Genomic DNA, 12,434 nt, shown 5'->3' on the forward strand with positions numbered 1-12,434 from the left:
GGCTCAGCCCTCCCGGCCGGGCCCGGTCGGTGTCGCGGTGGGCGAGGGCGACCCTTCGGCGGGGGAGGTCTCCGGGGCCGCGGCCACCCACATCTCGATGGTGTCGCCGGGCCGGACGGTGGACCCGCCCAGCGGCTGGGTGCGCAGCACGGTGCCGGGCTCGGCGTCCTCGGTGGTCTCGTCGTAGCGGATGATGTTGACGCCCAGGAGCCGGATGTCGTCGATCAGCGGATCCGCGTCCCGGCCGACCATCCCCGAGGGCAGCTGCACGGTGTCCGGGCCCGTCGAGTAGACCACCGTGATGGTGGCGTTCCGCGCCACCTGCCCCACGGGGTCCAGGGACAGCACGGTGTTCTCCTCCGCGTCCGAGGTCCGGCCCGAGCGCTCCACCGCGAAGCCCAGGTCCGAGAGCTCCTGCACCACCTGGTCCACCGGCCGGCCCTCGTACCGGGCGGCGAGGACCTCGACCGTGTCCGCCGCGTCCGGCGTCTGCGCCGCGGCGGAGGTGGGCGTGCCGGGCACCGGCGAGGTGGAGACGGTGCCCGTGGGGGAGGGCTCCTGGCTCACGGGCGCCGGCTCGCGCAGGAGGAAGAACCACAGCAGCCCCGCCAGCACCAGCAGCACGAGCAGCACCGGCAGCAGCCAGGACCACACCGAGCGGCGGTCCCCGGGCCGGTCCGCGCCGGGGTCGTCGTCCCGCAGGTCGTCCCCGGGGCCGCCGGGGTCCTCGACGACGTCCAGCTCGGCGGTGATGGGGCGCGCCGTTCCCGCCGCGGCGGCGCCGGCCGCCGCGGCCGCGCCCTCGCGGTCCAGGGGCCTGGTCGGCTCGTCGCGCACGGGGTCGAAGGCCTGGGTGGCGTCGTCGTCGGGCAGGTCGAGGAACGGGCGCATCCCGGGGACGGCCGCGACCGCGGCGTCCTCGTCCCCGCGCCGGATCGCGTCCACGGCGGTGCCCAGGGCCCCGGCCGTGGCCGGGCGGTCCCTCGGGTCCTTCGCCAGCATCGACATCAGCAGCGCCCGGACGGTCTCGGGCACGCTGTCGGCCAGCGGGGGCGGCGGGTCGTTGACCTGGGCGAGGGCGATCGCGATCTGCGACTCCCCGGTGAAGGGGCGGCGTCCGGCCAGGCACTCGTAGCCGATGATGCCCAGCGAGTAGATGTCCGAGGACCCCGTGGCGGTCTGACCGGTGGCCTGCTCCGGCGCGAGGTACTGGGCGGTGCCCATGACCTGCCCGGTGGCCGTGAGGGGCACCTGGTCCGCCAGGCGGGCGATCCCGAAGTCGGTGACCTTGACCCGGTTGTCCGGGGTGATGATGAGGTTGCCGGGCTTCACGTCGCGGTGCACCAGGCCCTGGGCGTGCGCGGCCGCCAGCGCCCGGGCCGTCTGCCCGATGTAGTTGAGCACCGTGTCCGGGGCGAGCGTCTTCTGCCGCTCGATGATGTTCGACAGCGGCTCGCCGGGGACCAGCTCCATCACGAGGAAGGCGGAGCCCTCCTCCTCGCCGTAGTCGAAGACGTTGGCGACACCGGGGTGGTTCAGCAGCGCCGTGTGCCGGGCCTCCGCGCGGAAGCGCTGCAGGAAGTTCGGGTCCCCGTTGTACTCCTCCTTGAGGATCTTCACGGCCACGATCCGGCCCAGGACGCGGTCCTTGGCCTTCCACACCTCGCCCATGCCGCCGATCGCGATCCGGTCGGTCAGTGCGTAGCGCCCGCCCAGGACGGTGCTCGACGATGGTCTCACTGGTTCAACACCGCCTCGAAGAGTTGCTTGGCGCTCGTGGTGGTCAGGGTGGAGCCGGTCGCCACGTCGACGTCCTCGAAGACGACGGCGAGGGCGACCTGCGGATCGTCGGCCGGGGCGAAGCCCGTGAACCAGGAGTCGTTGAGGCCCTCCTCCGATCCGATCTCGGCGGTGCCGGTCTTGCCGGCCACCTCCACCCCGGGCACGGACGCACCCTGGGCGATCCCGTCCTCCACGACCTCGACCATCAGGTCCGTGACGGTCTCGGCGACGTCCGCGCTGGTGGAGCGGCGCAGCTGCTCCGGGGTGAACGCGTCGATCACGGACAGGTCGGCGGAGCGCACGGTCTCCACGAGCTGGGGCTTCATCATCACGCCGTCGTTGGCGATCGTGGCACTCGTCATGGCCACCTGCAGGGGCGTGGTGCGCACGTCGTACTGGCCGATCGAGGACAGCGCGAGCTGCGCGTCGTTGAGCTCGTCGGGGAAGATCGAGGGCGTCACCTTGAGCGGGACCGAGAGGGGCTCGCCGTAGCCGAAGGCCTCGGCGGTCTGCCGGATCCTGTCCTCCCCGAGGTCGAGGGCGATCTGGGCGAACGGGGTGTTGCAGGACTGCTCGAGCGCGAACTCGAGGTCCGCCTGGGCCCGCGCCGTGCACCCACCGCCCACGAAGTTGGGCAGGGTCACGTCGGTGCCGGGCAACGGCAGCTCCTGGGGGTTCGGGATCAGCGTCTCCGTGGTGTAGTCCCCGGACTCGAGGGCGGCCACGGTGTCGATGATCTTGAACGTCGAGGCGGGGGCGTAGAGGTCCCCGGCGATCGCACGGTTGACGAGCGGCGCGTCGGGGTCCTCGTTGAGCCGCTCCGCGGCGGCGATCACGGAGCCCGCGTCGTGCGAGGCCAGCTCGTTCGGGTCGTAGCCGGGGCTCGAGACCATGGCCAGGATCGCCCCCGTCTCCGGGTCGAGCGCCACGATCGAGCCCTTCCGGCCCTCGAGCAGCCGGGCGGCGGTCTGCTGCAGCTCGGGGTCGATGGTGAGCTCCACCGACGCCCCCGTGGGCTGGCTCCCGGAGAACATCGAGACCACCCGGTCGTAGAACTGCTCGTCGGAGGCGCCGGAGAGCTCCTCGCCGAGGGCCGCCTCGAGCCCCGTGGCGCCGTAGACCAGGGAGAAGTAGCCCGTGAGGTGCCCGTACGCCAGCGGGTCCGCGTACACGCGCTGGTACTCGAAGTCGTCCTCCGAGGGCACCGAGGACGCCTTGGGGTCGCCGTCCACGAGGATCGCCCCGCGGTCCGCGCCGAACTGGTCGTAGAGGCTGCGGTTGTTCCAGGGGTGCGCCTCGAGGGAACGGGCCGCGAAGAACTGCACGTAGGTCAGCGCGAGGAGCAGCACGGTGAAGATCGCCACGCCGGCCACCCAGGTGTGTCGGATCGCCCGGTTCACGATGCTCCTCCGTTCTCGGTGCTCCGGGACCCTCCGGGGTCCCTGCGGTCCTGGTCGGTGAGGCGGGACATCGCCTCGGTGGGGGTGCCGCCGTGGTGCTCCGCGTCCTCCGCGTCGCGGCGCCCGCCGGGGCCCGCGGCGGCGATCGGCTCGGTGGCGGCGGTGTCCGGGGACACCGCCGGCCGGGGCACGGTGTCGGCACCGGCGTCCCGCGCGGCGGCCCGGTCCTCCCCGCCGGCCCGTGCCCCGTCCGCCCCGGTGCCGTCCGTCTCCGTGCCGTCCGCCTGCTTCCGGGGACGGCGGTCCTTGCGGCGTTCGAGGCGCTCGGCGCGCTCCTGGTCGTCCCGCCGAGCCGCCTCCCGCAGCGCGGCCTCGTAGGCGGCGACCTCGGCGAGGTCGGCCTCGGTGGCCGGGCCGGTGACCACCGGACGGCGGGCCGTGTGGGAGATCGCCAGGACGATCGCGGCGATGATCCAGTTGGACAGCAGCGAGGAGCCGCCGGCGGACATGAACGGCGTGGTGAGCCCGGTGAGGGGGATGAGGCGCGTGACGCCGCCCACGACCACGAACAGCTGCAGCACGATGACCGCGGACAGCCCGGCCGCGAGCAGCTTGCCGAACGCGTCACGGGTGCCCAGGGCCGCCCGGAAGCCGCGGGTGACGAACAGGAAGAACAGCACGAGCACCGCGCTGAGGCCGATCAGCCCCAGCTCCTCCCCGAACGCGGTCATGATCATGTCCGAGTTGGCGTAGGAGACGAGGTCCGGCCGCCCCTGGCCGAGCCCCTGCCCGAACAGCCCGCCCGAGGAGAGCCCGAACAGGCCCTGGACGATCTGCCCGGAGCCGCCCGGGGCGCGGTTGTACACCTCGGGGTCGAACGCGTTGATCCAGGAGTCCAGGCGGGCGGCCACGTGGCCGAAGACCTGGCTCGCGAAGAACCCGCCGACGAGCACGAGCAGCATCCCGATCACGATCCAGCTCAGCCGGCTCGTGGCGAGGTAGATCATGGCGAGGAACAGGCCGAAGAACAGGATCGCGGAGCCGAGGTCCCGCTGGAACACGAGCACGCCGATCGCGATGATCCAGGCCGCGAACATCGGGGCCATGTCCCGGAACCGCGGCAGGCGCACCGGGCCGAGCTTCTTGCCGGCCAGGAGGATGAGGTCCCGGTTGGTCGAGAGGTAGCCCGCGAAGAACACGGCCAGCGTGATCTTCGCGACCTCGCCGGGCTGGAACGTGCGCCCGCCCACCGAGATCCAGATCCGGGCGCCGTTGAGCTCCAGGCCCAGACCGGGCAGCAGGGGCAGCAGCAGCAGCAGACCGCTGAGCACCAGGCAGATGTAGGTGATGCGGCGCAGCACCCGGTGGTCCTTGAGGAACCAGAGCACCAGGCCGGCGGCCGTCATGGCGAAGGCCGTCCAGACCACCTGGGAGCTCGCCGCCGTCTGCTCCGTGGTGAGGTCGATCCGGTGGATCATGGCGATGCCCAGGCCGTTGAGGGCCACCACGATCGGCAGGACGTAGGGGTCGGCGTACTTGGCCCGCAGCCGCAGCACCACGTGCAGGACCAGGGCGCCGAGCCCCAGGACCAGCCCGGAGACGAGGATGTGGGGGTCCCCGGAGCCGAGCTGCTCGGGGTCCACCAGGATGTTGGCGCCCACGCCGATGCCCACGGCGACGACGAGCAGGAGCAGCTCGGTGAGCCGCCGCGGCTTCTGGCGCGGCTCCGAGTGCTCCTCGCGGGGGACGGTCCCGGCGGCGGTGCTCATCCGGCACCTCCCGGGGAGGCCGTGGGCGAGGGCGTGGGCGAGGCCGCCGGGGAGGCGGTGGCGCGCTGGACGGTGCCGGTCGGGCGCGGCTCGGGCCCGGGGGACTCCTGGGGCACGGAGTCCCGCAGCTCGCGCACGATCCGTTCCGCCTCCTCGAGGCTGTCCGCGGGGATGGCGTTGCGCACCCGCGCCTGGGCGAAGCCGGGAAGGTCCTCGACCCGCAGGTCCGTGGCGCGCTCGAGGTCGCTGAGGCTCACCGGTCCGAGGGACTGGGAGACGCCGTTGTAGATGGCCACGTTGCCCTGCTGCTCGCCGACGTAGTACTGGGAGCTGATCCAGGTGCCGGTGAGCAAACCCCCGGCCACCAGCATCAGGCCGGCGGTGGCCAGCGCGAGCACGGCGATGGCCCGCCGGTGGCGGCGCCGGCGCGGGGACGGGACGGTGGCGTCCGCCCGGTGCAGCGCCGACTCGACGTCCTGCGGGTCGGCCAGCGTGCCGGGCGCGGAGGTCTGCAGGAGGGTCGCGCGGCGTTCCAGGACGCTGTCGCTCACGGTGGGGATGCGCCCGGTCTGGGTGGCGTTGGCGGCAGCGCCCACCAGCAGGTGGGGGCGCGCGGCCAGGTCCCGGCGCAGCGCGGCGGCCGAGGACTCGGACGCGCTCCGCGCGGTGGCCTCACCGCCGGCCACCGCCCCGGCGGGGGCCTCGCCGGCGGTGATCTCGTCGGAGGTGCGGGCGAAGTCCGGGTCCGGGACCGCGCCGCGGGCCTCGCCCGCCTGCGGCACGGGCGCGGTGTCGTCGGTCGCGAAGACCTGGACGACCACCACGGTCACGTTGTCGGGGGCCCCGCGGTCCAGGGTCAGCTCCACGAGCGTGTCCACGATCTGGTTGAGGTCGTCGGTGGAGCCCAGCACCGACTGGATGGTCTCCGGGCGGACCACCGCGTTGAGCCCGTCCGAGCACAGCAGCCAGCGCTCGCCGCTCTCGGGGCGGAAGGTCTCCACGTCGATCTCCGGGGAGGCGTCGACGTCCCCGAGCACGCGCATCAGGACGTTCTTGTGCGGGTGGGACTCCGCCTCGTCCGGGCGCAGCCGGCCCTCGTCGATGAGCCGCTGGACGAAGGTGTGGTCCTTGGTGATCTGGCGGAACTCGTCGCCGCGGAGCCGGTAGGCCCGGGAGTCGCCGATGTGGGCCACGACGAGCTCGTCCTGGTCGGCCAGCAGGGCCGTGACGGTGGTGCCCATCCCGCCGAGGCGGGAGTTGCCCAGGACCAGCTTCGCGAGGTTCTGGTTGGCGTTCTGGATCTCGTCGGTGAGCACCGTGGCGCCGTCGCCCCGGTGGTCGGCCCGGTCCAGGCTCGTGAGGTCCATGACCGCGGAGGCCGAGGCCACGTCCCCGCCCACGTGCCCGCCCATCCCGTCGGCGACCACGGCGAGGTGCCGGCCGGCGTAGGCGGAGTCGTCGTTCTTCGAGCGGACCCGGCCCACGTCCGAGCGCGCGGCGTAGCGGAAGGCGATCGCCATGCGTCAGGACCTCAGTTCCAGGACGGTCTTGCCCACCCGGAACGGGGTCCCGGGCTCGAGCGGTACCGCCCGGGAGAGGCGCTGCTGGCCGACGAAGGTGCCGTTGGTGGAGCCGAGGTCCTCGAGGAACCAGCGGGAGCCCTGCGGGAACAGCCGGGCGTGCCGGCCCGAGGCGTAGTCGTCCCCGAGCGGGACGGTCGCCTCGGGGGAGCGGCCCAGCAGCACCGGGGCGTTGCCCAGGGGGTAGCTGCGCCCGCGCAGGGGACCCTCGAGGACCACCAGGGTCTGCGGGCGCGAGCGCTGCCCGGTGGTGGGGCCCGGGGCGGGCGGCACCGGCTTCTCCGCGGCGGCCCGGCGCTCGCCGCGGGACCGCGTGAGCACCGCCGGGAGCTTCCCGCCGACCGCCAGGTCACGTCCCTGGCTGGCGACGATGCTGAAGATGAAGATCCAGAGCAGGGCCAGGAACCCGAAGCGGAGGAGAGTAACGGTGAGTTCGGACATTCAGCGGTTCCCCTTCGGGGTCAGCAGGCGGAACGTGATCCTGGTCCGTCCCATGGTGATCACGGAACCGTTGACCAGTTCGGTGCGGCCGATCACCCGCTCCCCGTCCACGTAGGACCCGTTGGTCGAGCCGAGGTCCACGGCCACGAAGTGCTCGCCCTGCCGCCGGATCTCGAGGTGCTTGCGGGAGACCCCGGTGTCCTCCACGGTGATGTCCGCCTCGGCGGAGCGGCCCAGCACGATCGAGTCCGCGTTGATGGAGAACCGTGCGCCGTCGACGTCGAGCACCGGGATCCAGTGCTGCGCCGGCACGGCGCGCGTCTGCTCGTCCTCCTCCTGCCGGTGGCCCCGCGCGATCCGCTGCCCGCTCGGCGTGGCGGGCGTGTTGGGCGACTCCGCGGTGCGCTGGGCCGAGGAGTGCACGCGGAACTCGCCCGCCTCCACCTCCGGGTTGCGCGTGAAGGAGACCTTCACCGCCCCCTGGAGGGTGTAGGCCTGGCTGCGGGCGTGCTTGATGACCACGTCGCACAGCTCCTCCGCGAGCGGCGTGCCCCAGTCCTGGGCCCGCGGGAAGTCCTCGTCGGAGAACTCCACGACGAACACGTTCGGGGCCATGGTGCGGCCGGCGGAGATCGTGAACGCCTCGTGGTCGAGCTCCCGCCGCAGGGCGCTGGCGATCTCGACCGCCTCCACCCGCTTCCGGGAGCCGGTGGCGAAGGCGGCGCGGACGGCCTTCTCGATGTTCTTCTCGAGGCTCTCGAGGAATCCCATGCCGCCTCCTTCCTGGCGTCGATCATGGTGCGCATGCCCCCGGTCCCGGGTCAGGCGTTCTCCAGGATAGTAGACGCGACGCCTGTGAGCCCGGTGGGGGGTCCGCGCCGGGCGGGTCCGCGCCCGGGTCACGTCCTTGCCAGGGGGCCTGACGGGGAGAAGAATCCCGACCATGAAGCACACTGACAGAAGGCCCCTGTCCCTGGCCGCGCTCGCCCTCTCGGCCCTGCTCCTCGCGGGCTGCGGCGACGGGGGTGGAGGCGCCGGGGAGGGCGCCGCCACCGATCCGGCGGGGACGAGCGCGCCCGCGCAGGACACCGCCACCCCGGACGGCTCCGCGAGCCCCGACGGCTCCGCGAGTCCCGACGGCAGCGCGAGTCCCGACGGCAGCGCGAGCCCGGACGACGACGCCACCGACGACGGCACGGCCGGACCGTCCGGCAGCGCCTCGCCCTCGGGCAGCGCCGGCTCGGACGCCACCGGCGGTGGGGACGCGGCCGTGGTGTCCTCCGCCGTCGCCGCCGCGGAGGACGCGGTGGGCGGGGACGCCCGGGCCTTCGAGCTCGGGCGCGAGGACAGCCCCGCCAGCTGGCAGGTCGCCGTCACCGCGGACGACCGCGAGCACGAGCTGTACGTCTCCCAGGACGGCACGGACGTGATCAGCCAGGAGGAGGAGGGCGCCCTGGACGGCGACGACCGCGATCGGCTCGCCCGGGTCCGGGTGCCCCTCGAGGACGGGGTGCGCACGGCGCTGGGGACGGTCAACGGCACCCTCGACGAGGTCCAGCTCGAGACGGAGGACGGCACGACCGTGTGGGAGGTCGAGATCGAGGAGCCGAACGGCAACTCGGTGGACGTGTTCGTCGACGTCGAGAACGGCTCCGTGCTGAAGATCGACCGCTGACCCGGTGACCCCCGGCCCCGTGACCCCTGCCCCGGTGCCTCCCGCCGCGGTGCCGGAGGACCCCGGCCGCGCGGACCGCCGCCGGTTGCGGCTGACCTTCCTGGGGCTGCTCATGGCGGTGCTGCTGGCCGCCCTCGACCAGACGATCGTGGCCACGGCGCTGCCCTCGATCGTCGGCGACCTCGACGGGCTCGACCGGATCTCCTGGGTGGTCACGGCCTACGTGCTCGCCGCCACGGTGGGCCTGCCGGTCTACGGGAAGCTCGGCGACCTCTACGGGCGCAAGCGGATCTTCCTGGTGGCCGTCGTCGTCTTCCTGCTCGGCTCCGTGCTCGCGGGCGCCGCCCAGGACATGACCCAGCTCATCGTCCTGCGCGCCCTGCAGGGCCTGGGCGGCGGCGGGCTGCTCATCGGGGCGCAGGCGATCATCGCCGACCTCGTCCCCGCGCGCGAGCGCGGCCGGTACATGGGCGTGATCGGGGCCGCCTTCGGTCTCGCCTCGGTGAGCGGGCCGCTGATCGGCGGGTTCCTCACGGACCTGGTGAGCTGGCGGTGGGTGTTCTACATCAACCTGCCCCTGGGGCTGGTGACCCTGCTGTTCGTCCCCCGCTGCCTGCACCTGCCGCACGTCCCGCGGGGGCGGGTGCGCCTCGACGTCCTGGGCACGGCGCTGCTGGCCCTGGGCAGCGTGGCCTTCGTGCTCCTCACCACGTGGGCAGGGACGGCCCACGCCTGGTCCAGCCCCCGGATCCTCGGCCTCGCCGCGGCGACCGTGGTGCTCGGCGCCCTCTTCGTGCTGGTCGAGCGCCGGGCCCCGGAGCCCATCGTCCCGCTGCACCTGTTCCGCGTGCGCAACGTCGTGGTGCCCACCGCGGCGGCCGTCGGGATGGGCGTGATCATGTTCGCCACCATCACCTACCTGCCCACCTGGCTGCAGATGGTCGACGGCGCCTCGGCCACCGGCGCGGGCCTGATGATGATCCCCGTGACGGCCGGGATGCTCGTCGGCACGATCGGCACCGGCCGCCGCATCGCGCGGACCGGGCGCTACAAGCACTGGCCCGTGCTGGGGTCGGTGGTGATGGCGGCGGGACTCGTGCTGCTATCGCTGATCGACGACACCACCCCGTACGCCCTGACCGCCGCGGGCATGACCGTCACCGGCCTCGGCATCGGCTGCCTCATGCAGAACCTCGTGCTGATCGTGCAGAACGCGGTGCCGCCGGCGGAGGTGGGGGTCGCCACGGCGTCGTCGAACTTCTTCCGCCAGATCGGCGCGTCCTTCGGGATCGCCCTGTTCGGCTCGGTGTTCGTGGCCCGGCTCGAGACCGCGCTGGCGGGCCGTGACGTGCCCTCCCTCGACCTGGACGCCCTGAGCCCCCGGGTGCTCGCGGGCCTGCCCGCACCGGCGCAGCAGGCGGTCGCGGAGGCGTTCGCCCAGGCGCTGCCGCCGATCTTCCTGTGGGGCCTGCCCGTGGCGGTGGGCTGCCTCGTGCTGTGCCTGCTCATCGAGGAGATCCCGCTGGGCACGACCGCCGCTGCCGCCCGGGCCGGGACGCCGGGCCCGTCGCCGGAGCGGGCGGGCACCGACCGCGGCGCCGGTCGCTAGGCTGGTCCCGGAACCGCCACCGGATGCCCCAGGAGCAGCCCATGACCGATTCGCGCCCGTTCACCACCGCCGATCTCTACGACGAGCGCGGGGAGCAGCTGATGTCCTGCCCCCGCCAGTTCCTCGACCTCGGCGGCACGCCCGCGTTCACCGGGCCGGTGCGCACGGTCCGCTGCTTCCAGGACAACGGCCTGGTCAAGGCCGTGCTCAACTCCCCGGGCGAGGGCGCGGTCCTCGTCGTGGACGGCCACGGCTCCATGGGCACCGCGCTCATGGGGGACATGATCGCGGAGTCCGCGGTGCGCAACGGCTGGGCCGGGGTGATCATCAACGGGCCCGTCCGGGACCGGGTCGCGCTCGCGGGACTGCCCCTCGGGGTCAAGGCCCTGGGCTCCAACCCGCGCAAGTCCGCCAAGGACGGCGTCGGGGAGCAGGACGTGCCGGTCGTCATCGAGGGCGTCACCTTCCGGCCGGGCCGCACGGTCTGGGCCGACGAGGACGGGATCCTCGTCGAGGGCTGAGCGCCCGCCCGCTCAGCCGGCGCGGTGCGTGAGCCGGCCGCCCCGGTAGGTCGCGAGGACGCCGATGTGCTCGACCGACCCGCCCCGGCGGTGCACCTCGAGGGGGTTCTCCGCGAGCACCACCAGGTCGGCGAGCTTGCCGGGGGCGATCGAGCCGATCCGGTCCGCCATCCCCAGGGCCTTCGCGGCCTCGGTGGTGTAGGCGGCGAGGGCCTCCAGCACGCCGAGCCGCTCGCCGGCGGGGCCGAACCGTCGCCCGTCGCCGTCGAGCCGGTCGGTCCAGGCCTGGACCGAGCGCAGCACGTCGCCGTCGGCGACCGGGCGGTCGGAGCTGCCCGCGATCCGCACCCCGGCGTCCAGGAAGCTGCGGCCGCGGTAGGTCCAGTCCGTGCGCTCGGCCCCCAGGAGCCGGCGGAACTGGGTCGCCATGGGGCGCAGGAAGCCGATCTGCGGGGTCACCACGATCCCCGCGGCCGCGAGCCGCGGCAGCTGGTCGGGGCGGGTGATGCTCGCGTGCTCGATCCGGTTGGGCACCCGGCGGCGCCCGTGCTCGTCCTGGCACCGGGTGATCACGTCGATCGCGAAGTCGATCGCCCGGTCCCCGATCGCGTGGGCGGCCACCGACCAGCCCGCCCGGTAGGCGGCGTGGATCGCCTCCGCCATCTGCTCCGGGTTCTCCTGGAAGTAGCCGGTGGAGTGGCCCCCGCAGAACGCCTCGGTCACCGCGGCCGTCTCCCCGAGCAGCGAGCCGTCCACGAACACCTTGACCGGCCCCAGCCGCAGCTCGTCGTCGCCGAAGCCGGTGCGCAGCCCGAGGTCGAGCCCGCGCTCGGAGCCGTCACCGAGCCCGCCGATCCCGTGCAGGACGTCCAGCACGGGCATCACCTGCGCCCGCGCGTGCAGCACCCCGGCGTCCCGGGCCTGCTGGTAGGCCTGCAGCTCGGAGGGGTTGTGCCCGATCCACCCGGCGCCGACCCCGGCCTCCGCGAACGTGGTGATCCCCTCGGCCGCGTAGCGGGCGGTGGCGCGCTCGAGCGCGCCCACGATCTTGGCCACCGGATAGGGGCGGAACAGCTCCTGCACCACGGCCTGGGCGGTCTCCTCGACCAGGCCCGTGGCGCGCCCGGTGTCGTCCCGCACCACCCGGCCGCCCACGGGGTCCGGGGTGCCGGGGGTGAGGATCCCCGCCCGGCGCAGCGCCTCGGAGTTCACCACGGCCGCGTGCCCGGACGTGTGCCGGACGAACAGCGGCGTGCGGCCGGTGATGCGGTCGAGGACGTCGATGTCGGGCAGCGACCCGCCCACGGTGGCCGGGTAGAAGCCGGTGGCCATGAGCCACTCCTCGTCCGGCGGCTTCGCGGCCATGCCGCGCTCGAGAGCCGCGTAGAGCTCGTCCAGGGAGGTGCACCCGGCGAGGTCCACCTCGGCCAGACCGAGCCCGAACCACGTGGTGTGGCAGTGCGCGTCCACGAACCCCGGCAGCACGGTGGTCCCGCCCAGGTCCACGGTCCGTGCGGCCGGCACGTCCGGGTCGTCGAGGACCACGATCCGCCCCTGGTGCACGCCGAGGCTCGAGGCCGTCGGGCGCTCCGGTTCCATGGTCAGGACCGTCGCGTTGACGAGCTGGAGGTCGAGCTGCATGCCAATCCTTTCCGGG

Annotated in this window: 9 protein-coding genes and 1 pseudogene; 3 read left to right on the forward strand and 7 right to left on the reverse strand. The window is 73.7% G+C overall.

Going from position 1 to position 12,434, the window contains the following annotated elements; translation table 11 throughout:
* Nucleotides 1-3 precede the first annotated feature (3 nt).
* The 6 genes and pseudogenes from QYM41_RS14030 to QYM41_RS14055 form a co-directional block, all read right to left on the reverse strand.
* Nucleotides 4-1,740 (reverse strand): protein kinase domain-containing protein, encoded by a 1,737-nt coding sequence (locus QYM41_RS14030; protein ID WP_368800395.1) that lies wholly within the window; start codon nucleotides 1,738-1,740, stop codon nucleotides 4-6.
* Nucleotides 1,737-3,182, reverse strand: a complete 1,446-nt coding sequence (locus tag QYM41_RS14035; RefSeq protein WP_368800396.1) for a peptidoglycan D,D-transpeptidase FtsI family protein — start codon at nucleotides 3,180-3,182, stop codon at nucleotides 1,737-1,739. Before QYM41_RS14035 ends, QYM41_RS14030 begins: the two co-directional genes overlap by 4 nt.
* A 410-nt stretch (nucleotides 3,183-3,592) precedes the next feature.
* Nucleotides 3,593-4,951: pseudogene (locus tag QYM41_RS14040) on the reverse strand (FtsW/RodA/SpoVE family cell cycle protein); the annotation flags it as partial.
* Nucleotides 4,948-6,471, reverse strand: coding sequence for a Stp1/IreP family PP2C-type Ser/Thr phosphatase (locus QYM41_RS14045; protein WP_368800397.1), 1,524 nt, complete (start codon nucleotides 6,469-6,471; stop codon nucleotides 4,948-4,950). The gene QYM41_RS14045 and the pseudogene QYM41_RS14040, both read right to left, overlap by 4 nt.
* Nucleotides 6,472-6,474: 3 nt before the next feature.
* The gene (locus QYM41_RS14050; protein ID WP_368800398.1) at nucleotides 6,475-6,972 is read right to left on the reverse strand and encodes an FHA domain-containing protein FhaB/FipA; all 498 of its coding nucleotides are present in this window, start codon (nucleotides 6,970-6,972) and stop codon (nucleotides 6,475-6,477) included.
* Nucleotides 6,973-7,743: an FHA domain-containing protein gene (locus tag QYM41_RS14055; protein WP_368800399.1), complete on the reverse strand. Its 771-nt coding sequence runs from the start codon at nucleotides 7,741-7,743 to the stop codon at nucleotides 6,973-6,975.
* A gap of 172 nt (nucleotides 7,744-7,915) precedes the next feature.
* On the opposite strand from QYM41_RS14055, the gene QYM41_RS14060 reads away from it, so the two are divergent.
* From QYM41_RS14060 to rraA, 3 genes are read left to right on the forward strand one after another with little or no spacing between them, the layout of a single operon-like run.
* A complete protein-coding gene (locus tag QYM41_RS14060) occupies nucleotides 7,916-8,647 on the forward strand; it encodes a PepSY domain-containing protein (protein WP_368800400.1) in 732 nt (243 codons plus the stop codon).
* A gap of 19 nt (nucleotides 8,648-8,666) precedes the next feature.
* Complete coding sequence (locus tag QYM41_RS14065; protein WP_368800401.1) at nucleotides 8,667-10,256, forward strand: MDR family MFS transporter; 1,590 nt, start codon at nucleotides 8,667-8,669, stop codon at nucleotides 10,254-10,256.
* Nucleotides 10,257-10,297: 41 nt separating this feature from the next.
* On the forward strand, nucleotides 10,298-10,777 hold the full coding sequence (gene rraA, locus QYM41_RS14070) for a ribonuclease E activity regulator RraA (protein WP_368800402.1): 480 nt from the start codon (nucleotides 10,298-10,300) through the stop codon (nucleotides 10,775-10,777).
* Between the two features lie 12 nt (nucleotides 10,778-10,789).
* Here rraA and QYM41_RS14075 read toward each other — a convergent pair whose 3' ends face one another.
* On the reverse strand, nucleotides 10,790-12,418 hold the full coding sequence (locus QYM41_RS14075) for an amidohydrolase (protein WP_368800403.1): 1,629 nt from the start codon (nucleotides 12,416-12,418) through the stop codon (nucleotides 10,790-10,792).
* Between the last annotated feature and the right edge of the window lie 16 nt (nucleotides 12,419-12,434).

The sequence above is a fragment of the Kocuria oxytropis genome (assembly GCF_040981195.1).
In the GTDB taxonomy this organism is placed as follows: domain Bacteria; phylum Actinomycetota; class Actinomycetes; order Actinomycetales; family Micrococcaceae; genus Kocuria; species Kocuria oxytropis.

What these genes read in the sequence shown, in the direction of transcription:
- rraA (WP_368800402.1), top strand. Translation starts at nt 10,298, where the DNA reads ATGACCGATTCGCGCCCGTTCACCACCGCCGATCTCTACGACGAGCGC.
- QYM41_RS14055 (WP_368800399.1), bottom strand. Translation starts at nt 7,743, where the DNA reads ATGGGATTCCTCGAGAGCCTCGAGAAGAACATCGAGAAGGCCGTCCGC.
- QYM41_RS14075 (WP_368800403.1), bottom strand. Translation starts at nt 12,418, where the DNA reads ATGCAGCTCGACCTCCAGCTCGTCAACGCGACGGTCCTGACCATGGAA.
- QYM41_RS14050 (WP_368800398.1), bottom strand. Translation starts at nt 6,972, where the DNA reads ATGTCCGAACTCACCGTTACTCTCCTCCGCTTCGGGTTCCTGGCCCTG.
- QYM41_RS14045 (WP_368800397.1), bottom strand. Translation starts at nt 6,471, where the DNA reads ATGGCGATCGCCTTCCGCTACGCCGCGCGCTCGGACGTGGGCCGGGTC.
- QYM41_RS14060 (WP_368800400.1), top strand. Translation starts at nt 7,916, where the DNA reads ATGAAGCACACTGACAGAAGGCCCCTGTCCCTGGCCGCGCTCGCCCTC.